We start from the raw sequence: 20,727 nt of genomic DNA, 5'->3' as shown, positions 1-20,727 counted from the left end.
GTTTTTTGCTGTCAACTGATAACTGATAACTGATAACTGATAACTGATAACTGATAACTGATAACTGATAACTGATAACTGATAACTGATAACTGATAACTGATTTACATTCTTTCCAAAACGGGAATTCCCAGGAGAGATAAGCCTAATTTTAGGGTTCTTGCCGTTAAATCACACAAAACTAAACGAGAGGTTTTAATCGGTTCTGCTGCTTTCAGAACGGGACAATTTTCGTAGAAACGATTATACTTTTTACTGAGTTCATAAAGATAATCACATAAACGATTGGGTAATAAATCCTCTTCCACTGCACTAATTACTTCCGGCAGTTGCAGTAATTGTTTAGCCAGAATTAATTCGCTTTCATCCTTGAGAATTAGCGGTGAATTGGCACTTAAATCCTGAAAATTAATACCACCTTCGCGACTGATACTCTGGACCCTAGCGTAAGCGTACAGCATATAGGGGGCGGTGTTGCCTTGCAGATTGAGCATTTTGTCGTAACTGAAAACGTAGTTACTATTGCGATTTTGGCTGAGATCGGCGTATTTAACGGCACTTAAACCGACAGTTTCGGCAGTCTTAGCGATAAAATCGCCGGTTTCTTCTCTTTCCTCGCTTGCCAGTCTTTTTTCTAAGTCAGCTAGGGAATAGGCGATCGCTTGATCGAGTAATTCTTGTAATTTTACCGTCTCCCCGGAACGAGTTTTTAATTTTTTACCATCTTCCCCTAAAACTAATCCAAAAGCGACGTGAACCACTGCCACATTATCGGGTAAAAATCCCGCTTTTTTAGCCACCTGAAATACTTGGGCAAAATGGTTAGCTTGTCCAGCATCAGTAACATAAATTATTTTTTCGGCCTTATCTTCACGCACTCGATAACAAATTGCCGCTAAATCGGTGGTAGCGTAATTATAGCCGCCGTCGGATTTCTTGACAATTAGGGGCAAAGGATCCCCCTCTTTGTTGGTAAAACCATCGAGAAAGACGCATAAAGCGCCATTGTCTTCTATTAGCAATCCCTGTTGATCTAATTCTCTGATTACTGTCTCAAGGTAGGGATTATAAAAAGATTCCCCCCTTTCCGTCAGTTTTATATCGAGAATATCATAGATTTTCTGAAATTCCCGTCGTGATTGTTGACAAAGTAACTGCCATGCTTGACGACTTTGAGGATCACCTGACTGTAATTTTACTACGGCTTGACGGGCAGTTTCTTTAAAGTTTTCGTCTTCATCAAAACGAATTTTAGCCTTTTTATAAAAGCTAACTAAATCCCCTAAATCAAGAGCATCTGCTTGGGTTAAAGCGCTAGGATAAGCTTCTTGTAGATAGGTGATTAACATCCCGAATTGAGTACCCCAATCCCCGACGTGATTAAGACGAATTACTTGATGATGACGAAATTCCAAAATCCGAGCAATACAATCACCAATTATAGTCGATCGCAAGTGACCGACGTGCATTTCTTTAGCAATATTGGGACTGGAAAAATCGACAATAATTTTTTGACTGGGGTTAGCAGTGGCAACTCCTAAACGGTTGTCAGTAATTAGGTCTTTTAATTGGGTTTCTAGATAACTGGGTTTAAGGGTAAGATTGATAAAACCAGGTCCGGCAATTTCGGGGGGTTGACAGAGATCATCTATCTCTAGATTTTTTAGTAAAGTTGTCGCCACTTCCCGCGGTTTTTGTTTTAATTCTTTGGCTAAAGAGAGGGAAATATTACATTGATAATCGCCAAAACGGGGGTTACTAGCGGCGACAATTAGAGGATCGGTAGCGGCAAAGTTTTCCCCAAAGGATTTAACTAGGGATTGGGAAAAACGCTCTTTTATTTGTTGGATAATGGCAGTCATAGAGAGAATTTAGCAATGAATGTTAGAAGTCTATGGGGAATTAGGAAATTTATCTTGCTCTCATCTTGAATAGAATTGAGCCGGACGGGGTATTATGTCCATTTTCTTGGTACATTATAAGCATCAAATTTAGTATCTTTACTAATTAGAATTAGCGATCTGTTTAGAGACTGAGCAATTAGCATTCTATCAAATGGATCACGGTGATACAAGGGTAAAGTACAAATTTTTAGAGTATCAGAAAATGATATAGACAGTAAGGTTATATCTGATGCTTCTAGTTTAGTTTCAATGGTTTCATAACTTTTTTGTAGGGCTAACTTACCTAAATTTAACTTAATCGCGATTTCCCAGAGACTAACAATACTGACATAAACTTCAGGAGCAAAATCAATTTCCTCCCGAAGATTATTAGGTAAGTTAGGATCGTTTTCAGTTAACCAGATGAAAGTATGGGTGTCCAGAAGAAAAGATGTCATCACATATATTCCTGAAAATCTTCCAAAGACTCATCAAAATCATCGGACAAAGGTAAGGTAAATGTACCTTGTAAAATTCCTGAACGACGTTTTCTAAGAGAAGGTTTCTCTATAATAACATCTGATTGATAATTGGCAATCAAATATTCAGCATAGTGAAGCAGCTCTATTTTTAAGAACTCTGGCATTGTTTCGACAGTTTCTAAGATTTTTGTGTCTATATTCATAAGTTCTGGATACTTAATCTCAGCAAATTTTTACTAATTACTTATTCCTTAACCAATAAAACCACGGCATAAACTGCGATACCTTCTTCTCGTCCCACTGGTCCCAATTGTTCGTTAGTAGTGGCTTTAATTCCCACCTGGTCCGGATTAATCTTGAGAGTTGCTGCTAATTTGGCTCGCATCGCAATAAGGTGAGGTTTCATTTTCGGTTTTTCGGCAACAATTACCGAATCAATATTATTAATCTGCCAACCTTTATCGATAATTAATTGATTAACTTGTTCTAATAATTTTAAACTATTCGCCCCTTGCCATTGTGGGTCTGTGGGGGGAAAATAATGACCGATATCGCCTAAACTAAGCGCACCCAGCATGGCATCCATAATAGCATGGGTTAAGACATCGGCATCACTGTGACCCAATAAACCGACAGTATGGGCAATTTCTACTCCTCCTAAAATTAAAGGTCTTCCTGTTACCAATCGGTGGATATCGTAGCCGTTACCAATACGAATATTCATAGAGCAGTCCTCATTGTCGGTGTTTCTGCAAATGTGAGATGCACCCAAATTGCGGTAGAATTTTCTTGGGGATAATCTCCTAAATTCTGACTATCCACTGCCGATTGCCGCAAAGGATAGCCATTTATTCTATCAGATTGAGAAGATATTAAATATGATAACACTTGTGACTATATTTTTCACTGCCTTGCTGGCAGTTACGGATTTTACTTACCAAGTTTTGATTCATTTTCCCATACAAATCCTCAATTCTTTGGGGTCGTTGCTGTCCTATGGAGTAATCGGACTGATAATTTTAGTCCTAGTGTGGATTGTAGGTGACTGATTTCTCGGTAGAAAAAAATGAGAGAATCAGCCTTAGCCAATTCTCCCCAATTTAAACCAACCTTTAATTTTTACTGTTCACTCACTAGCCACTGCTTGGGGTTGTCCTTGCGGTTGGAATTGGAACAGAGAATAAACCACGTTACGACGGATATCAATCATCATTTCTAAAAACATCTCGTAGCCTTCCTGTTTATACTCAATTAGGGGGTCTTTTTGACCGTAACCGCGTAAACCAATCGACTCGCGTAAAGCTTCCATAGCTTGCAGGTGTTCGCGCCATAACATATCGATTTGTTGCAGGATAAAATAACGTTCGGCATCGCGCATGAAACCGGCGCGAATATTATCCACTTGACGTTCTTTAATTTCGTAGGCTTTGCGAACTTCTTCGTGTAGGAACATCTTGATATCATTAACACTCATCTCCTCGATATCTTTAGCGGTAATATCTGCCAACAGATAGACAAATTCCTGAGATTTACTAATCAGTTTTTCCAAATCCCATTCTTCCGCCGGCAGTTCGGGATTAACATAAGCCATGACGATTTCATCCATGGTTTTTTCGGCGTATTGCAGCACCTGTTCTTTTAAGTCCATCCCCTCCAAAACCCGACGACGTTCGGCATAAATAGCGCGCCGTTGATTATTCATCACCTCGTCGTATTCAAACACCTGTTTCCGGGCATCATAATAGAAGGTTTCCACTTTTCTTTGCGCTCCTTCCAGGGAACGAGTTAACATTCCCGACTCAATGGGCATATCTTCTTCCACCCGGAAGGCATCCATTAAACCAGCCACGCGGTCGCCCCCAAAAATCCGCAATAAATTGTCTTCTAGACTTAAAAAGAAGCGTGTAGAACCGGGGTCGCCCTGTCTGCCCGCCCTGCCTCGCAATTGGTTGTCAATACGGCGGGATTCGTGGCGTTCCGTCCCGATAACGTGCAGTCCGCCCCTTTCTACTACCTCATCGTGTTCTTTGCCTGTGTAATCTTCATAACTTTTGCGAATTAATTTATAGACTTCCCGTAACTTTTGAATAACCGGGTCATCCGTGGGGGCTTTTTCGGCTGCGATAGCGATTTTTTCTTCTACTTCTAATTCGGGTAAACTTTGAGTTCCGTGGGTATCAACGGCAAATTTAACCGCTTCTTTCAGGGCATTTTCTACCTCTTTCGGTAACTCGGTGGGAAAAATTTCCGCCGAGGCGCGCCAGTTTTTCTTCTTCTTACCCGGGGCGAATCCTTGCGGGCGATTGCGTTCTCCTAAACTGGGTAAACTAAAGGCCAAATTGTCATCCTCGGGCATAACTAATTTCGGCATTAAATACTCGCGAATTTTCAATCGGGCCATATAGTCGGAGTTACCACCGAGGATGATATCGGTTCCCCGTCCCGCCATGTTCGTGGCAATAGTTACGGCTCCGGCCCGGCCTGCTTGGGCGACGATTTCCGATTCCCTTTCCACGTTTTCTGGACGAGCATTAAGTAAGTTATGGGGAATCTTTCTTCCCTGTAATAACAGCGAAAGCACTTCTGATTTTTCCACACTGGTGGTACCGACTAAAACCGGGCGACCCTGTTCGTGCATTTGTTGACATTCTTCGGCGACGGCGTTCCATTTTGCCTGTTCATTTTTATAGACCACATCGGCTAAATCTTGCCGACGAGAAACGCGGTTAGTGGGAACAATTGTTACTTGCAGGTTATAGACTTTTTCTAGTTCCGTTTCTTCGGTTTTAGCCGTCCCAGTCATGCCGGATAATTTCGGATAGAGTAGGAAAAAGTTTTGATAGGTAATCGTGGCTAAGGTTTGGGTTTCCTGTTGAATTTCTACCCCTTCCTTAGCCTCCACTGCCTGATGTAAACCATCGCCCCAACGTCGCCCCGGTAATACCCGTCCCGTGAACTCATCAACAATAACAATTTCACCACTGCGAACGATATAGTTAACGTCTTTTTTCTGGAGTTCCTTGGCACGAATAGCGTTAGAAATATAGTGCGCCCAGGGATTTTCTTGGTCGTATAAATCGGTAACTCCTAATAGTTCTTCCGCTCTTTTAAAGCCTTCATCGGTCATTAAAACGTTACGGTCTTTTTCGTTAACTTCGTAGTCTCCCGGTCCGTCTTCTACTTTTTGGCGCACTAATTGCTTGGCGATTTCGGCGGCGAGAATATATTTTTCTGTGGGCCGATCGATCGGTCCTGATATAATTAATGGAGTTCTGGCCTCATCGATAAGAATGGAGTCCACTTCGTCGATAACGCAGTAGTTAAAGGGTCTTTGGACAACTTCCCCCATCACTGTAGCCATGTTATCGCGCAGATAATCAAAGCCGAGTTCGCTGTTAGTGGTGTAGGTGATGTCACAGGCATAATTTTTCTTTCTTTCTTCTGGACTCATGCCGGCTTGAATTAGTCCCACACTTAACCCTAAAAAGCGGTGTACCTGCCCCATCCATTCCGCGTCACGACGGGCGAGATAATCGTTAACGGTGACGACGTGAACCCCTTTTCCGGTCAATCCATTCAAATAAGCGGGGAGTGTGGCAACCAGGGTTTTTCCTTCCCCGGTTTTCATCTCGGCGATTTGTCCTTTGTGGAGTACCATTCCCCCCAATAACTGCACGTCAAAGTGACGCATCCCTAAGACTCGGATTCCCGCTTCCCGGACAATGGCGAAAGCTTCGGGGAGGATTTCCTCGAGAATCTCCTCTCTTTGCTCATAATTTCTCGCTTTGTCCAATCTTTCCTTAAATTCGCTGGTTTTGCTCCTTAATTCCTCATCGGACAGGTTTTTAATGTCTTCTTCCAGCAGGTTGATTTCGGTGACGAGGGGCTGAAATTTTTTAATTTTGCGGGCGTTAGGGTCTCCGAGTAGGGCTTTTAACATAGCAGTTTTTATTCTCTCGCTTCGATTGGCTCTTGATCTGTGGTGTTAACAATTGTATCACTCTCGTTGGGAGTGGAGAATCATTTATCGCTGAAAAGGGACTCTTGCCAGTGGGCAAAAATTAAGTTAATCTTCTCTCACCAGTGGCTTAACTAAAGGGGAAACCACCATATTTATGGATAATTATATCTATAGTTTCCATAATTGCGATCGATTCGCCTAAAATGGAGATAATTTGTTGATAATGTTCTAGGTCATCGTAGCTAAGGTGGCGACCTTTGCGGTCTTTTAGCCACTTCTGACACACTTGATAACCGCCGATATAAAAGTTCCAAATTTGGGGCGGAATCCCCGCAAAATACTGGTCAGAATTAATCGAAATTTGTTGTTTATTTTCGTTATATTTCACCTGTTCGACTAGATTGGAACCCGCCACGGGATAGCTACTAATTTCTTTTCCCGTTGCTTTCATTAGGTGTAAATGTACTAATCTGTCACCTTTTTTGACTAATTCCCAGAATAATTCTTGATTACTGGTTAGAGGAACACGAGGAAAGTCTATTTTTAAAAATTCGGCGTAACGTTGGCGATATTGGGGAGAGTGAAAGACAGCATAGATATAGTTAAAAATGTCTTCTGGACCAAAGGTTTTCTTTTTGTCTCCTTTGCCATCACTGATAAATTCTAAGTCAAGTTTTGCCGAAAGTTCGTTAATAAATTCTGGCGCTAGATTGGGACGGCGACCATTTGGCGAGTTGGTTGCTTCTGTTTCAAATAAGGTTGGGGTATTGGTTGGGTAAAGATAAAGGGGGAAGTTATGGTTAGATTCTTTCGTGATATTTGAAATCAAACAATCATTAGGAACTAAGTCAGTTATCCAAAAATGTCTATATTCATTATTTGCTATTTGACGAGAACAAACTAAACACAAATTTTCTTTGTTAAATATATGGTTTCTTAAATCAGGTCTTGTTCTATCCATAACATAATCAGAATAAAACATAAACCTATTGTCGAAGGGTCTATAAGCGCATAAGTCAAGGAATCTCCACAAGTCTATCTCTTGTTTCAAAACTGTAGCTGCTTTCTTCCAATCCCACTTTCCTAAATCATATTTATCAGAAAAAGAATTATCTAATTTATCTTGATTAACTAATTCAGTAATTCGTTTAACTATCTGCTCTTTATCGAAATCTATAGCAAAGTGATCACGATGACTCTTGAAACCATAGATATGAGTAATATATATTTCATCAATTCTATGATATTTATTATATTCACCTAGCGATTTTTCTGATTGAATTCTTAACAAATAAAATGGTTTTTTAGGCTCTATATCTAACCATTCAGTTGAACTAATATCATTTTCATCTAACCAATAATACTTACCCCCAACTAACTCTCTATTCTCTTTAACCTCTCTAACACCCCATAAATCAGCATGATAAACCTTGGCTAAATCTTGCTGACTATCTTGATACTTAATAAAAAACGCAATCGCTACACCTTGCTGAATATCAAACACATTTTGATCGGTTGAACCATCGGGACAAACTTCTTTTTTCTTACTATTCCCATGCAAATCTAAAACATAAATCTCATCAAAAGTCTGCATCAAATTTTGACGCATTCCCCGAAAAGTGGGATTATCCAAATAACCATGATTTGTAATTAAAGCCACAACTCCATAACCAGTCTCCGCTACCCGATACTGAGCAAAGCGAATAAACTTCACATAATCATCTAATAAACCTTTAGGGTTTCTCTCTCCCAATGGTTTTCCATCTAATTGATAATAATCCTTAACCAAATTCACAATCCAAGGGTCAGTATTCATCGACTGATAGGAATAGGGTGGATTGCCTAAAATCACCATAACTGGCATTTCTTGCTTAACATCTTTTGCCGCGGCTGCTTCATCGCGAATGCGATTTAAAAAACCGTCAGCAGGGGGAATTTGAAAAGCTTCCTGTAGGGTGTTAGTGAGATAGATTCCTAAGCGTTCATCGGCACTAAAATCATAGCCTAATTCCTGAAGTTGTAAACCTAATTTCATGTGTGCCACGGTGTAGGGAGCCATCAGTAATTCAAACCCAAAGAGACGGGGTAATAAATGTTTACTGACATAACTAGACCACATCCCTTTCTGTTGACGAAAACTGTCATAGATATGGTCGATAACAGAGTGTAAAAAAGTGCCAGTTCCCACAGCAGGATCGAGGATTAAAACCTGGTGAACTTCCTGAGTTTCTTGGCTATTATTAGGATTTTTAATAGTAATTTTTTTGGCATCGGCCAAACCTTTAGGAATCTGAAACTTATTTTTTAGAATATAGTCCACACTGCGAACCATGTAAGAAACCACGGGTTCAGGGGTATAATAAACCCCCCTAGACTCACGCATTTTACTATCGTATTCTGCTAAAAAAGTCTCATAAAAGTGAACCACAGGATCCTGCTTGCGCGTGCGTTTTCCAAAGCTGCTAAGAATACCATCCATGTCGGTTTGTTGTAAAATAGTGGCTAGAGTATCCACGGCCCAAGTAATCCGCTCATCTAATTCTGTACCAGCAATTTGATGAAAAATTCCCCGCAAAAAAGGGTTAGTTTTCGGTAGTCGAAATGCTGCCGTTTCCCTGGAAAAAGAACTTATTTGATCCGTATTACAGCGTGCTGCGAATAAACCATAACAGATTGTTTGTGCATACATATCCGCAAACTGCGCTTCATTGAGATCACTAATTAAAACTCGTTGAAAAGATTGCAATTGTTGCCGCAACATTCCCCCGCAATCTTGATCTTTTAAAGCTTGGCCGATTGCGTCTCTAATTAACTGCGCTAAAGCGGCCATTTTTTTGGCTAATTCTCGCGGTGTTGTTATCTGAATAACTTTTGAGAGGAAAAATTGACAGAACAATTGTTCTACTTGCAAAATACCCTGGGAATCAGGCTTAATTTGCTTTTTTTGATTAAGACTTGCCACGGCAGCTGATAGACGCAATTCTCCCGATACATACCAACGAAATTCTAAATGATCGGTGATAATTAAATTACCCAAAGCCTGTAAATAACGTTTTATTTGGGGAGTATTTTCAATCTTTTTGAGAGAACTTCCGATATCTTTTGCTTCCAGATGGCCAATTTCTACTATACCCTGATTAATCACAAAATCTGGAGCGCCACAAGCAATCCTTTTGGGTTCATTGAGAGCTTGTAGGTTATTATTTAGGGATTCAATTAATTTTTTTAAAGCAGGACGATAACTGTGTTCTGTGGCCTTACCCTGTTGATAAATGCCTGTGATTTCCTCTAGATATTTTGGCAGTGAATTACTCATTATCAGTGTTGCATACAAACGTTCTTCTATAGATAAAATATAACCTCATTTGCCCCCAATGTCCACTGAGATGCCCTCATCCTGCTTTATCCCTATCCTCAAGGATACCAAAATTAGCTAGAATGAAATAATAGGCGATAATCTCATCTCAACAACTTCACCAAAATATTAACGATGGTCAAAGCATCATCTCCCTTATCTCTAGAGCATCTCTATCATGTTCCCACCTACACTATAGCCGATACTGCGCGCTATCTCCATATTCCTTTACCCACTCTGAGAACGTGGGTACGAGGACGCACCTACCCCACTAAAAAAGGACAAAAAGAGTTTTTACCCCTCATTCAACGACCTAATCCGAATATTCCGCAACTTTCCTTTACTAACTTAGTGGAAGCGCACGTTTTAAGAGTTATTCGCAAAATTCATAACATCCCTCTCGATAAAGTTAGACTGGCCCTAGACTATATTAGTGAACAATTTAACACCGATCATCCTCTGGTTCAAAAACAATTTAGTACCGATGGAATTGACCTTTTTATTGAACAATTTGAACATTTAATTAATGCCTCCCGTTCGGGACAATTGACGATGAAACAATTCTTAAATAATCTCTTAACTCGTATTGAATGGGATGAACAAGATATCGCCACACGGCTTTTTCCCACTATCGACATAAATGGGGAAGACTTCAGCAATAAAGTCCTAAAGATAGACCCTAATATTTCCTTCGGAAAACCCGTGATCACAGGAACAGGAATTCCCACTAAAGTTGTCACAGAACTTTATGATGCGGGGGACTCTATAGAAGATATTGCCAATGATTATAATTGTCAACCTTGGCAAATTGAAAAAGCGATTTTATTCGAGTGCAATTGGCAAGCGGCATGACCTATCAATACACCTATTTTATCGACCGCGCTTTAGGAAAATCTATCGGTGAAGCTTTGCAAGAAATAGGGGTTAAAATTGAATTTCATCATGCCCATTTTGCCCCAGATGCACCGGATACGGAGTGGCTACCTATTGTTAGTCAAAAAGGATGGATAGTATTAACTAAAGATGTAAACATTGGTAGAAATATTTTAGAAGTTCAACAGATAGCCCGTTATCAGGCTCAAGTATTTGTTCTAGTTTCTGGCAACTTACCTCGTCAAACCATGATTAATATTTTTGTCGAAACAATCGATAAAATCGAAAGAATAGTTCAAGGTAATCAAGCCCCTTTTATCGCCAAAATATACCAAGATTTTCAAGTAAAATTGTGGAAAAATACAAATAAATTAACCAGAATACTAGAAACTATGTAAAACTTATTAAAATATTTTTTATTCAGTAAAAAATTACAGCTAAATTTGTTGACAATATTCTCACCATTACCTTTGATGCAATTGTCGAAATTGTCTGAGCAGTGAACCGGTTTAATCAACTTCTTAATCCCCCCACTTGCTGTTAAATTTATCTCCTTTCACTTCACCCAGGGGAAGGGGGGGACTTCTGGCGAGATTTGAGTTAAACTAGAAAGGTTGACTATTGACAAACATCGATCGCACAGGAGTAAATTATGTCTAGAGTCTGTACTATGACGGGGAAAAAGGCCAATAACGCCTATGCGGTGTCCCACTCCCACCGTCGCACCAAAAAATTACAAGAAGCTAACCTACAATGGAAAAGAGTTTGGTGGTCGGAAGGCAACCGTTGGGTAAAACTACGCATCTCCACCAAAGCTATCAAAACCATTGAAAAGAAAGGATTAGCCGTCTTCGCTAGAGAAGTAGGCTTAAACTTGAATTTGTACTAAGCGAGTAGTTCATAAGTGGAGACGAATCGGCCTTATTGTTGACTCCTCTGCTTTTGATTATTAAGTATTGCAACAGGGCGTGATGTGGGGTGAAAACTACCTTTAAGATTAAAAACTTAAAACGACCTGTTCAGGAGAATTTCAATGTATTCAACCCTATTAATGGCCGCCACCGCCGTGCAAGGTTCCAGCGAATGGAGTCCCAAAGTGGCGATTGTCATGATTATCTGCAATATTCTCGCTATTGCTTTCGGTAAAGCGACTATTAAACAACAAAATGTCGGTCCTGCTTTACCTTCCCCCGCTTTATTCGGTGGTATGGGATTAGGCGCTTTACTGGGTACTACCAGTTTTGGTCATGTCCTCGGCGCCGGTGTCATCCTCGGTCTCTCCCGTCTCGGAGTTATCTAAGTCTGTTTTGATTTTCTCAATCGGTGGCCAAAAGTCACCGATTTCTTTTGTTAAAAATTCTGGACTATATAAGTAGGTAGGTGTTAAAAATTATCAGATGCCCCCCTTATTAAGGGGGGATTAAGGGGGGACTAAGGGGGGATCGGCACCCCCCTTATCAAGGGGGGCAGGGGGGATCAGAGGCAAAATCTATCTTCTATTTAATTATAACCACTTACTTATAAGTAGGTAGGTGTTAAAAATTATCAGATGCCCCCCTTATCAAGGGGGGATTAAGGGGGGACTAAGGGGGGATCGGCACCCCCCTTATCAAGGGGGGCAGGGGGGATCAGAGGCAAAATCTATCTTCTATTTAATTAGAACCACTTACTTATAATAAATATGACTTTACCTCAAAAAAATTCTTTTTGGTACGATGAGCGATTTCAGAAGATTTTTCTACAGGTAATTATCCTGCTAATTGTCTGCCTAATTTTCTGGTTTTTTGGTCGCAATTTAGTGATTAATTTCCAACGCTTACGCTTAAGTTTTGGCTTTGGCTTTCTCTTTGATACTGACCGACCAGCCTCTTTTGCTATTGGTGACTCTCCTATTGCCTACAGTCCCACCGATACCTATTTTCGCGCTCTTTTGGTGGGATTAGTTAATTCCCTCCGCATTATGATTACTGGCATATTTTTGGCGATTAGTCTGGGAATAGTCATCGGGTTAGGTCGCTTGTCGGATAATTGGTTAATTCGTCAGTTGGCAACAATTTATGTGGAAACTATTCGCAATACTCCCCTATTATTACAATTATTTTTCTGGTATTTTGCTGTATTTTTGAAACTGCCGAAAATTGAGGAATCTTTAGAGTTTTTTGGCAGGGTATTTTTAAATAACTCAGGAGTCTATTTACCTTTCCCCGCTAATAGTTTCAGGACATGGTTAGCCTTAGCTATCATTATTTTAGGAATAATTCTCTCAGTATTTTTATACCTAAAAAATAAACTTAGTTTATGCCTAACTAGCCTACTAATCCTAGTTATAATTCCTCTAATCTGGGGTTTACAATGGCAAAATCCCCAAGTTAATCCTCTTAATCAAAATATTGACTTCGGTTTACATCTTTCTTCCGAGTTTGCTACTCTCCTAATCGGTTTAACTGTTTATACAGCTGCCTTTATTGCGGAAACGGTACGGGGAGGGATTCAATCGGTTAATCGGGGACAATGGGAAGCAGCTAAAGCCTTGGGATTAAAACCTTTATTAGTGATGAGATTAGTAATTTTTCCCCAAGCTTTGCCAGTGATTATTCCTCCTTTAACTAATGAATGTTTAAACCTGGTTAAAAACTCTAGTTTAGCGATCGCTATCGGTTATAATGATATTTATGCTATCTCTAGTACCATCGCTAATCAGACGGGAAAAGCTGTAGAGATGTTAATAGTAGTTATGGCCACCTATTTATTCTTTAATCTGGTGATTTCCTTGACTATGAATCAATTAAACAAACGGGTAAAAATTCAGGAAAGGTAGCCTAATGCACCAGAATTTAGCGATAAATTAATTAATGAGCATTACCAGAATATAAAGCGGTGATAATTGCTGTTACCGCAGGACTAAGACTAGATAAAACCACCACAGAAGCGGTGGCAATGATGATAGTAGTAGCCATTCTCACCATACCATCTGTACCTTTTTGATAGGCATCAAATTTATAATCTATGCGATCAATTTTTTGTCCTATTTCATCTCGCCACTTACTGAATGCGTCCTGTGATTGGCTGAATTTTTCTTGCAAATCACTAACTTCATCACTTAATTGAATCAACGCCGCTCTGATGTCATCATTACTGGGATTTTCGGGAATTTGCATGACCTTGATTAGCAATCAACTAACAACCGCCTACATTATAGCAGTTCTTAGCCATAAATTACAATTTTTTATCAGGAGGAGGAGTCAATCGCCAGCGCACTAAAAAACTATCAATACTTTCTAAACATTCCAAGTCATCTTTAGGTAAATAAGAATCTTTTAACAAGAAAGAAAAAGCCTGGCGAAACTCTTGCCTATCAGCTTGAATTGGACTAGCAAAATGACAAGGAATAACCTGTTTAATCGGCCATTGGGCAATTCTATCAACCCATTGACTCACCTCGTCAGTATTGCGATTAAGAATCAAAGTTTGCAAAATTGGCGCGACTATTAACCTACCCTCGCGACGCAAATTTAAAAAAGTCTTTTGCCAATCATCCCCCCATTGAAAAGGGAATAAACCAAAATAGGCTTTTTTACTCTTTTCCTTAGCAGTAAAAGCATCTCGAAAGACCTTAATCCAATTGGGAACAGCTAAAACAGGAGGTTGAAAATAAAGAGCAAAAAGACAAATTCTTTGCCAACCCCGACGGCGATTTTCTGGGGTATCCTCCACCAGATCCTTAGCCGTATTTTTAGCGTGAAACAGCAGCGGATAGGGGTCTAATTCTAAAATAGCGGGAGGATTTTCTGGGATAGAAATAATGCCATCGGTTAGCAGCAGAGTTTGAGAGTAGTGATGAAAAAAAGCCACTTCCGAGAAGTACCCCACATTCAGATCAATTGCGGGTAAAATTTCATAACTAAAATCTTTTCCTAAAGGAGTAGTTGTCGAGTCAGCAGGTAAAATTTCCGTTCGTTTTGCCGGTAAACCCAACCAACTCAAAGGTAAATTAAGAGGAAAACTCCATTGATTAGGAGCAACATAAACTATAGCCTTAGGAAAATAACGGGCAAAAGGACCCACAAAAACCTTATGTTCAATCCCAGAAATCGTCGGCAAAATAATATACTTAACTTCCCCGTGTTCACTTTCCAACTCACGCATTAAGCGAATACATTCCGGAGTCGGGGCTACAGGTGCATAAACAAATAAACCCCCGGATGCTAACTTAATTACCGTCATACGAATCGGCACAACCACGTAAAAAATACCCTGCAATTGCTCAAATGTCCAGAGCGTATCTTTCACCACTTCTTGGCGAATTGTCCGTCTTTGACCGTAGGGATAAAGTGGTACAATTGGCCAGAAAGGCCATGATAAATCTTGCGGACTAATTGCGGCTTTTGTCATCGTCTGATTCTATGGCTGAAAATCTCTATTTTAGTTATCATAAACCCTTCTAATCCCCATGACTAATAAACTGCCCATTGATTCTTTGGTCAATACTTGGAATAGTCTCACGGGGAAAGTGATGAAAAGACTCCCCATCGACCAGTTGACTAATACTGTCCTCCAGTGGTTTAGTGTCAGTGATAGTCAAGTAGCGGAAATTTTAGAAAAAGTCCGTCAAGAATTACCCACCACCGAGGCGCTGTTAATCGGTAAACCGCAAACGGGAAAAAGTTCGATTATTCGGGGAATAACGGGAGTTTCGGCGGAAATCGTCGGGCAAGGTTTCCGTCCCCACACCCAAAACACCCAGCGCTACACCTACCCCGCAGAAGATTTACCCCTGTTGATTTTTACCGATACGGTGGGGTTAGGAGATGCCTATCAACACACAGAGACGATAATCGCGGAATTATTGGCAGATTTAGCTGAAAATACGGGACGCGCCCAGGTTTTTATCGTGACGGTAAAAATTGATGATTTTGCCACCGATAGCCTTCTGGAAATTACCAAACAACTGCGGCAAAAATATCCTAAAATCCCCTGTTTACTGGCTGTAACCTGCCTTCATCAGCTTTATCCTCCTAATATCGCCGATCATCCCCCTTATCCTCCCGATTTCGAGGATATCAATCGCGCCTATCAAGAAATTAAAGAAATTTTTAAGGATTTATATGACAATTCTGTGCTAATAGATTTTACCCTAGAGGAAGACGGTTACAACCCTGTTTTTTACGGTTTAGAGGCATTTAGAGACAATTTAGCCGATTTATTGCCAAAAGCTGAGGCTAACACCATCCACCAACTTTTAGATCGGGAAACCAGCAATAAACTAGGCAATCTCTATCGGGACGTGGCCCGACGCTATATGTTAGCCTTTTCCGTCATAGCGGCGACCTTGGCGGCGATTCCCTTACCCTTAGCGACTATGCCCGTTTTAACCGCCCTACAAGTGTCAATGGTGGGGGTTTTAGGCAAATTATACGGTCAAGTCTTAACCCCATCCCAAGCCGGCGGAGTCGTCAGTGCGATCGCTGGCGGCTTTTTGGCCCAGGCCATCGGTCGGGAATTGGTGAAATTTATCCCCGGTTTTGGCAGTGTGATCGCCGCTTCTTGGTCTGCTGCCTATACCTGGGCCCTAGGAGAGGGTGCTTGTGTCTATTTTGGCGATTTAATGGGGGGTAAAAAACCCGATCCTAAGAGGATTCAAAGGGTGATGAAAGAGGCTTTTTCTGCTGCCCAAGAAAGATTTAAAAATGTCGCCACGGGGGGAGATAAAATGTAGTTATTAGCCCCTTAATTGTTGGAGATAAAGCAGCCTAAGACAAGTAGCATATCTTCAAGTTAGCGAGATTTTAGTAACATTCGTCAGCTTTAGCTCCACTGGAAATTTACTTGGGCTTCTCAACCAGAACTATGGTTCAATACAGTTGAATATATCCCGTTCAAGTAATAGACAAAACATATCAAAAATGTGCCATCAGTTTCAGTGAGTAGCAGTATAATGGCTTTATGCAGTTTGACTGGGATAAAAATAAGGCAGAACGCAATCTATCAAAGCACGAAGTCTCAATTGAGGAAGCAAAAACTATTTTTGATGATTCTCTCTATGTTGAATTCTACGATACAGATCATTTAGAAGGAGTTGATATTATGTTAGTTAAAGGAATTAAAAAAGGCAAAATTATTGAGTTATTAGAGGAAGTTGATTTTCCCGATAATGAAGAGATATTAGTAGAAATTAGAGAGGTTAATGATTTTTGGTCAGCCTTGCAAGATTTTAGGCAAAGGGTAGATTTGGCAAGTCTTGATGATGATACTTTTGATAATTTACGGGACAAGTCAACGGGGAGAGATGTTCATTTATGACTCTCAAGTATTTACTAGATACTAATGTTTTGTCAGATCATGGCTCTTATACCAGTTATCTTAGCCGTTGTTGTAGTACCTTGAACCCTATACTTTACCCACAGTTAAAAACGAAAGGAAAAAGGCAGTAAATCCGAGAGATTAAAACAATAATTTTGCTGGGTTCCACAGACAATAATCTCTGCTTGCGGTGCTAATTCGGCTATCCATTGACGACAGGCTCCGCAGGGAGTTAACTGACTAATATCATCCTTGTTCACCCCATCGATACAGGCTATAGCGATCGCCCGTACTTCTCGATCGCCCGCTGCGATTATTTGCGCTAAAGTTGCCCTTTCCGCGCATAAACTCAAGCCATAACTAGCGTTCTCCACATTAGTACCAGCATAAATCTTTTTATCTGTCAAGACCGCCGCCCCCACCCGAAAACGGGAATAGGGAGAATAGGAAAGTTTCGCCACTTCCCGAGCAGTGTCACAGAGTTGTTGTCTTTCTTGTTCAGATAGGGTCATCGGCTGCCGATAGCAGGGAGTGGGGAATTGGGGAAGTGGGGTGTGGGGTGTAGGGTTTAGGGTGTAGGGTGTGGGGAGTTTTCTCAGTGAACTGATAACTGATAACTGACTCCTAACCCAATGGTAGATGTTGGATTGTTGCGAGAGTTCTATTTTCCGACAAAGATAAGCAAAAATTATTTATTGACTGGAAAACCTTGAGAATATTTAAATTAACATTCCGCAATATTTATAAATTCTTAAGAATTAATTGAGAAAGATTTTTATTTAACAACGATGTTATCAAGGTTACAGCGATTTGATAGAATTTCATAATGGGCTATTTTATGCTTTTTTAGGCAGCAATGCTTGAAACCCTTGCCAAACCTAGAAGGTGATCCTAATCAAGACGGGTAAATCAGTCAATTTCACCCACAACGATGATCTTTTTTTTATGTAGTTTTATTGCAAAAAAAAAGTTTTTTTGACAAAAAGCACAAAGTATGATATTAACCCAACGTATTTCTGGCTGCGAGTAATTATTGTAGAGAGGGGAGAGGGGAGAGGGGAGAAAAAAGCCGAATACTGACTCCTAACCCCATCAACAAACTTTTTCAGCCAACCCTAACTTATCACTTAACATTTCCCTGACGATTTTAGCGGTAGCAGGAGCCAATAAAACCCCGTTGCGGTAGTGTCCCGAGGCCAGAATAACGTTATCGTATCCGGGCAAATATTCGATGATAGGAGCGGATTTTTTCTCTGGTCGCGGTCGCTTACCGGACCAAGTACGCACGATCGCACCCGCAGCCAAAGAGGGACAAAAAGTGATCGCCTGTTGATACACTTGCTCTAATAGGGCAGTATCGGCGATAATTTCGCCCTTTTCGTCCATAAATTCCACCGTTGCTCCAATCCAGTATTCTGCTCCGGCCAAAGGCAGAATATGCAGGTCATTTCCCGTTAAAATCGGCTTAAAATCGGAACTTTCTAAGGGTTGCGTCAATTTTATCTGTAAAGCTTGCCCTAAAACCGGTCGTATCTCCACTGGATGGGTAAGAGTTTCAGTTAAAGCAGTGGAACCGATTCCCGCAGAAAGAATCAAAAAGTCGCTTTCCTCTATACCATTAGAACTATAAACGTGGGTGCATTGCCTCAAATTAGAGCCATGAAGCTCTGTCTTCCCAAAATTTTCAACTTTTACCCCAAATTGACATTTAACCCCCCTTCTTGCCGCAGCAGTGACGAGAGCCTCCGTGAGCAGGGCCGGATTAATTTGATGATCACTGGGAGAATAGATAGCACCCTGGAGATGATCGCTGGCCACTTGGGGACATTTTTGCTTTAAAGTCTCTTTATCCCAGATTTCTAGACAATATCCCTGTTCTTGGCGGATTTGGGCTAACTTGCGCCAATTTTCTTCGTCTTCGGCACTCGATCGCAGTAGGACAATACCATCACGGTTACAGGGAATAGTCAGTCCGGTGAGGGATTCTAGCTCAGGAAGGAGGGTTTCGTAACGTTTTAAACTTTCTTGCCGCAGTTTCCAGGCTCTACCTTTAGTTTTATGGCTGATAATCCCCATTAAAATCCCTAAAGCTGCCCCGGTTGCTCCTTGTCCCGGTTTTTTTTCATCGATAAGGGTAATTTCTAATCCTTCGATGGCACTTAATTCGTAGGCAATGGTGGCCCCCACTATCCCCGCACCGATGATGACAATTTTAGTCATAAACTCCAGAGGCTATTTTTCTAGTGGGAATAGGACTAAAAAAGGGTTGAACAGGTTTCAACCCCGATAATTAATTACAGAACCCGGAAAATAAAAGGATAACGGAAAACCTTATAAGCATCTTTCCAGACTTGCAGGATAGCAAGAATGGGGAGAACAATGTTCACCACACCAAGAATCGCTAAAAGCAAATAACCGATTAAAACCCAAATTAGAATCCCAGCAATTAGGTAGTATAACCACATATTCAGGTGAAAGTTTAAAGCTTCTTTGGCGTTTTCCTTCACCGTTCCATCATCAGAAATGAAATAAATAGCTAAGGGAATCCCCACCGATACCAGCGTAGCACTCAAAAGGATCGAAGCATGACAAGCCACGGATAGGAGTCTTTTTTTGGTTAAATCTTCACTCTTGACCATCGGGTTTATCCCCCTAAAATTGGCGGAGAAAGCGGATATCGCTATTATAACAACGGCGAATATCGTCTATCTCATGTAATACCATAGCAAATCTTTCCACACCAAAACCGGCAGCAAAACCCGTATAGATTTGGGGGTCATAACCGACTGCTTTTAAGACATTGGGATCCACCATACCACAGCCCATCACCTCCAACCATTTGCCTTTCCACTGCACATCTACCTCGGCCGAGGGTTCAGTAAAAGGGAAATAAGAAGCGCGGAATTTAACTGGTAAATCGGCCCCAAACATTTGCTTAAGAAATTCTTTAATTGTTCCTTTCAAATCCGTAAAAGTTAATCCCTTATCCACCGCTAATAATTCCACTTGATGGAAAACCGCGGAATGGGTTGCATCCACGGTATCGCGACGATAAACGCGGCCCGGGGCCACAATCCGAATCGGGGGTTCGTGACTTTCCATGTAGCGAATCTGGACCGGGGAGGTATGGGTCCGCAATAAACGACCATCCCTCAAGAAAAAAGTATCCTGCATATCCCGGGCCGGATGGTCAGCAGGGATATTTAAAGCCTCAAAATTATAATAATCGCTTTCTACCTGCGGCCCAGTGGCGATGGTGTAACCCAGACCGACGAAAATATCGATCATGCGATCAACTGTGCTATTTAAGGGGTGAATTCGCCCTAAAGGACGGCTAAGAGCAGGTAGGGTGACATCGAGGGTTTCCGCCGCTAATTTCGCCTTAATTTGGGCATTCTGGAGACTTTCTCGCTGGGATTCCAGCAGCGATTGTACTAATTCTTTGACCTCATTAGCGATCGCACCGAGGCGCGGTCTCTCTTCGGGGCTTAATTTGCCCATTTCGCGTAAAATCTGCGATAATTCTCCTTTCTTACCGAGATAATTCACCCTTAGCTGTTCTAAGTCTTCTAGGGTTGTTGTTTCTTCGATGGAATTTTCCGCTTTCGCTGCCAAGGTTTTTAGGGCAGTTTCGATCGGATGGGGGGATAAACTCATAATTAGGGCATTTTATAGGGCAGCATTCTAGTCTAGTTTATCTGCTCCGGTGGCGGGAGCGGCAGCATCGATAAAAGCTAATAAGTAGCTGGTTATAATTAAATTAAAAATGGATTTTAGGTTCGATCCCCCCTGCCCCCCTTGATAAGGGGGGTGCCGGTAGGCGGGGGGATCTCCCTTGATATGGGGGGTGCCGGTAGGCGGGGGGATCTCCCT

Annotated in this window: 20 protein-coding genes and 1 pseudogene; 8 read left to right on the top strand and 13 right to left on the bottom strand. The window is 41.1% G+C overall.

The window, feature by feature from the left end; genetic code table 11:
* Nucleotides 1–104: 104 nt before the first annotated feature.
* The 7 genes from argS to PN470_RS17285 form a co-directional block, all read right to left on the bottom strand.
* Nucleotides 105–1,862, bottom strand: coding sequence for an arginine--tRNA ligase (gene argS / locus PN470_RS17315; RefSeq protein WP_271934956.1), 1,758 nt, complete (start codon nucleotides 1,860–1,862; stop codon nucleotides 105–107).
* Nucleotides 1,863–1,954: 92 nt separating this feature from the next.
* On the bottom strand, nucleotides 1,955–2,341 hold the full coding sequence (locus PN470_RS17310) for a type II toxin-antitoxin system VapC family toxin (RefSeq protein WP_002793526.1): 387 nt from the start codon (nucleotides 2,339–2,341) through the stop codon (nucleotides 1,955–1,957).
* Nucleotides 2,341–2,568 carry a type II toxin-antitoxin system VapB family antitoxin gene (gene vapB / locus PN470_RS17305; RefSeq protein ID WP_002775288.1) on the bottom strand — a complete coding sequence of 76 codons (228 nt, stop codon included), beginning with the start codon at nucleotides 2,566–2,568 and terminating at the stop codon, nucleotides 2,341–2,343. Before vapB ends, PN470_RS17310 begins: the two co-directional genes overlap by 1 nt.
* 41 nt (nucleotides 2,569–2,609) lie before the next feature.
* Nucleotides 2,610–3,089, bottom strand: coding sequence for a 2-C-methyl-D-erythritol 2,4-cyclodiphosphate synthase (gene ispF, locus PN470_RS17300; RefSeq protein WP_002750935.1), 480 nt, complete (start codon nucleotides 3,087–3,089; stop codon nucleotides 2,610–2,612).
* Entirely contained in the window at nucleotides 3,086–3,253 is a 168-nt protein-coding gene (locus PN470_RS17295) for a hypothetical protein (protein WP_162205044.1), read from the bottom strand. The genes ispF and PN470_RS17295 overlap by 4 nt, the downstream gene beginning before the upstream one ends.
* 238 nt (nucleotides 3,254–3,491) lie before the next feature.
* Nucleotides 3,492–6,305: a preprotein translocase subunit SecA gene (secA, locus tag PN470_RS17290; RefSeq protein ID WP_271934953.1), complete on the bottom strand. Its 2,814-nt coding sequence runs from the start codon at nucleotides 6,303–6,305 to the stop codon at nucleotides 3,492–3,494.
* A 148-nt stretch (nucleotides 6,306–6,453) separates the two neighbouring features.
* Nucleotides 6,454–9,642, bottom strand: coding sequence for a type ISP restriction/modification enzyme (locus PN470_RS17285; protein WP_272104859.1), 3,189 nt, complete (start codon nucleotides 9,640–9,642; stop codon nucleotides 6,454–6,456).
* 174 nt (nucleotides 9,643–9,816) lie between these two features.
* Here PN470_RS17285 and PN470_RS17280 point away from each other — a divergent pair, with 174 nt between their 5' ends.
* The 5 genes from PN470_RS17280 to PN470_RS17260 all read left to right on the top strand — a co-directional run bounded on the left by PN470_RS17280 (nucleotide 9,817) and on the right by PN470_RS17260 (nucleotide 13,372).
* Complete coding sequence (locus PN470_RS17280) at nucleotides 9,817–10,533, top strand: DUF433 domain-containing protein (RefSeq protein ID WP_272104858.1); 717 nt, start codon at nucleotides 9,817–9,819, stop codon at nucleotides 10,531–10,533.
* Nucleotides 10,530–10,952 carry a hypothetical protein gene (locus PN470_RS17275; RefSeq protein WP_272104857.1) on the top strand — a complete coding sequence of 141 codons (423 nt, stop codon included), beginning with the start codon at nucleotides 10,530–10,532 and terminating at the stop codon, nucleotides 10,950–10,952. Before PN470_RS17280 ends, PN470_RS17275 begins: the two co-directional genes overlap by 4 nt.
* 254 nt (nucleotides 10,953–11,206) lie before the next feature.
* A complete protein-coding gene (gene rpmB / locus PN470_RS17270) occupies nucleotides 11,207–11,443 on the top strand; it encodes a 50S ribosomal protein L28 (protein WP_002732080.1) in 237 nt (78 codons plus the stop codon).
* Nucleotides 11,444–11,587: 144 nt separating this feature from the next.
* A complete protein-coding gene (gene psaK / locus PN470_RS17265; protein ID WP_002734065.1) occupies nucleotides 11,588–11,854 on the top strand; it encodes a photosystem I reaction center subunit PsaK in 267 nt (88 codons plus the stop codon).
* A 381-nt stretch (nucleotides 11,855–12,235) separates the two neighbouring features.
* Nucleotides 12,236–13,372, top strand: a complete 1,137-nt coding sequence (locus PN470_RS17260; protein WP_271934948.1) for an amino acid ABC transporter permease — start codon at nucleotides 12,236–12,238, stop codon at nucleotides 13,370–13,372.
* A 31-nt stretch (nucleotides 13,373–13,403) separates the two neighbouring features.
* On the opposite strand, the gene PN470_RS17255 is transcribed toward PN470_RS17260, so the two are convergent.
* Together PN470_RS17255 and PN470_RS17250 are read right to left on the bottom strand one after the other, a co-directional pair.
* On the bottom strand, nucleotides 13,404–13,712 hold the full coding sequence (locus tag PN470_RS17255; protein WP_002775303.1) for a hypothetical protein: 309 nt from the start codon (nucleotides 13,710–13,712) through the stop codon (nucleotides 13,404–13,406).
* A 58-nt stretch (nucleotides 13,713–13,770) separates the two neighbouring features.
* Nucleotides 13,771–14,946, bottom strand: coding sequence for a DUF4336 domain-containing protein (locus PN470_RS17250; RefSeq protein WP_271934947.1), 1,176 nt, complete (start codon nucleotides 14,944–14,946; stop codon nucleotides 13,771–13,773).
* Nucleotides 14,947–15,004: 58 nt separating this feature from the next.
* Between PN470_RS17250 and PN470_RS17245 the strand changes: the two genes are divergently transcribed.
* From PN470_RS17245 to PN470_RS22215, 3 genes and pseudogenes are all read left to right on the top strand, one after another.
* Nucleotides 15,005–16,270 carry a YcjF family protein gene (locus PN470_RS17245; RefSeq protein WP_069473924.1) on the top strand — a complete coding sequence of 422 codons (1,266 nt, stop codon included), beginning with the start codon at nucleotides 15,005–15,007 and terminating at the stop codon, nucleotides 16,268–16,270.
* A gap of 227 nt (nucleotides 16,271–16,497) precedes the next feature.
* Nucleotides 16,498–16,581: pseudogene (locus tag PN470_RS22405) on the top strand (BrnT family toxin); the annotation flags it as partial.
* A 57-nt stretch (nucleotides 16,582–16,638) separates the two neighbouring features.
* Entirely contained in the window at nucleotides 16,639–16,854 is a 216-nt protein-coding gene (locus PN470_RS22215; protein WP_024970209.1) for a hypothetical protein, read from the top strand.
* A gap of 104 nt (nucleotides 16,855–16,958) precedes the next feature.
* On the opposite strand, the gene cdd is transcribed toward PN470_RS22215, so the two are convergent.
* The 4 genes from cdd to pheS form a co-directional block, all read right to left on the bottom strand.
* Complete coding sequence (gene cdd / locus PN470_RS17235) at nucleotides 16,959–17,366, bottom strand: cytidine deaminase (protein ID WP_271934945.1); 408 nt, start codon at nucleotides 17,364–17,366, stop codon at nucleotides 16,959–16,961.
* 580 nt (nucleotides 17,367–17,946) lie between these two features.
* Nucleotides 17,947–19,074, bottom strand: coding sequence for an NAD(P)/FAD-dependent oxidoreductase (locus PN470_RS17230; protein WP_272104856.1), 1,128 nt, complete (start codon nucleotides 19,072–19,074; stop codon nucleotides 17,947–17,949).
* 74 nt (nucleotides 19,075–19,148) lie between these two features.
* The gene (locus PN470_RS17225) at nucleotides 19,149–19,493 is read right to left on the bottom strand and encodes a DUF4870 domain-containing protein (RefSeq protein ID WP_004157929.1); all 345 of its coding nucleotides are present in this window, start codon (nucleotides 19,491–19,493) and stop codon (nucleotides 19,149–19,151) included.
* Between the two features lie 13 nt (nucleotides 19,494–19,506).
* Nucleotides 19,507–20,511 carry a phenylalanine--tRNA ligase subunit alpha gene (pheS, locus tag PN470_RS17220; protein ID WP_272104855.1) on the bottom strand — a complete coding sequence of 335 codons (1,005 nt, stop codon included), beginning with the start codon at nucleotides 20,509–20,511 and terminating at the stop codon, nucleotides 19,507–19,509.
* Between the last annotated feature and the right edge of the window lie 216 nt (nucleotides 20,512–20,727).

The organism is Microcystis sp. CS-574 (assembly GCF_028329095.1).
GTDB lineage: Bacteria > Cyanobacteriota > Cyanobacteriia > Cyanobacteriales > Microcystaceae > Microcystis > Microcystis ichthyoblabe_A.
This window is presented reverse-complemented; position numbering and strand designations above follow the sequence as displayed.

Bases quoted from the DNA above. Each gene is read 5' to 3' on its own strand.
- vapB (WP_002775288.1), bottom strand. From the start codon at position 2,568: ATGAATATAGACACAAAAATCTTAGAAACTGTCGAAACAATGCCAGAG.
- PN470_RS17225 (WP_004157929.1), bottom strand. From the start codon at position 19,493: ATGGTCAAGAGTGAAGATTTAACCAAAAAAAGACTCCTATCCGTGGCT.
- secA (WP_271934953.1), bottom strand. From the start codon at position 6,305: ATGTTAAAAGCCCTACTCGGAGACCCTAACGCCCGCAAAATTAAAAAA.
- PN470_RS17275 (WP_272104857.1), top strand. From the start codon at position 10,530: ATGACCTATCAATACACCTATTTTATCGACCGCGCTTTAGGAAAATCT.
- PN470_RS17285 (WP_272104859.1), bottom strand. From the start codon at position 9,642: ATGAGTAATTCACTGCCAAAATATCTAGAGGAAATCACAGGCATTTAT.
- PN470_RS17260 (WP_271934948.1), top strand. From the start codon at position 12,236: ATGACTTTACCTCAAAAAAATTCTTTTTGGTACGATGAGCGATTTCAG.
- pheS (WP_272104855.1), bottom strand. From the start codon at position 20,511: ATGAGTTTATCCCCCCATCCGATCGAAACTGCCCTAAAAACCTTGGCA.
- ispF (WP_002750935.1), bottom strand. From the start codon at position 3,089: ATGAATATTCGTATTGGTAACGGCTACGATATCCACCGATTGGTAACA.
- PN470_RS17250 (WP_271934947.1), bottom strand. From the start codon at position 14,946: ATGACAAAAGCCGCAATTAGTCCGCAAGATTTATCATGGCCTTTCTGG.
- PN470_RS17230 (WP_272104856.1), bottom strand. From the start codon at position 19,074: ATGACTAAAATTGTCATCATCGGTGCGGGGATAGTGGGGGCCACCATT.
- argS (WP_271934956.1), bottom strand. From the start codon at position 1,862: ATGACTGCCATTATCCAACAAATAAAAGAGCGTTTTTCCCAATCCCTA.
- PN470_RS17255 (WP_002775303.1), bottom strand. From the start codon at position 13,712: ATGCAAATTCCCGAAAATCCCAGTAATGATGACATCAGAGCGGCGTTG.
- rpmB (WP_002732080.1), top strand. From the start codon at position 11,207: ATGTCTAGAGTCTGTACTATGACGGGGAAAAAGGCCAATAACGCCTAT.
- PN470_RS17280 (WP_272104858.1), top strand. From the start codon at position 9,817: ATGGTCAAAGCATCATCTCCCTTATCTCTAGAGCATCTCTATCATGTT.
- cdd (WP_271934945.1), bottom strand. From the start codon at position 17,366: ATGACCCTATCTGAACAAGAAAGACAACAACTCTGTGACACTGCTCGG.
- PN470_RS22215 (WP_024970209.1), top strand. From the start codon at position 16,639: ATGTTAGTTAAAGGAATTAAAAAAGGCAAAATTATTGAGTTATTAGAG.
- psaK (WP_002734065.1), top strand. From the start codon at position 11,588: ATGTATTCAACCCTATTAATGGCCGCCACCGCCGTGCAAGGTTCCAGC.
- PN470_RS17310 (WP_002793526.1), bottom strand. From the start codon at position 2,341: ATGACATCTTTTCTTCTGGACACCCATACTTTCATCTGGTTAACTGAA.
- PN470_RS17245 (WP_069473924.1), top strand. From the start codon at position 15,005: ATGACTAATAAACTGCCCATTGATTCTTTGGTCAATACTTGGAATAGT.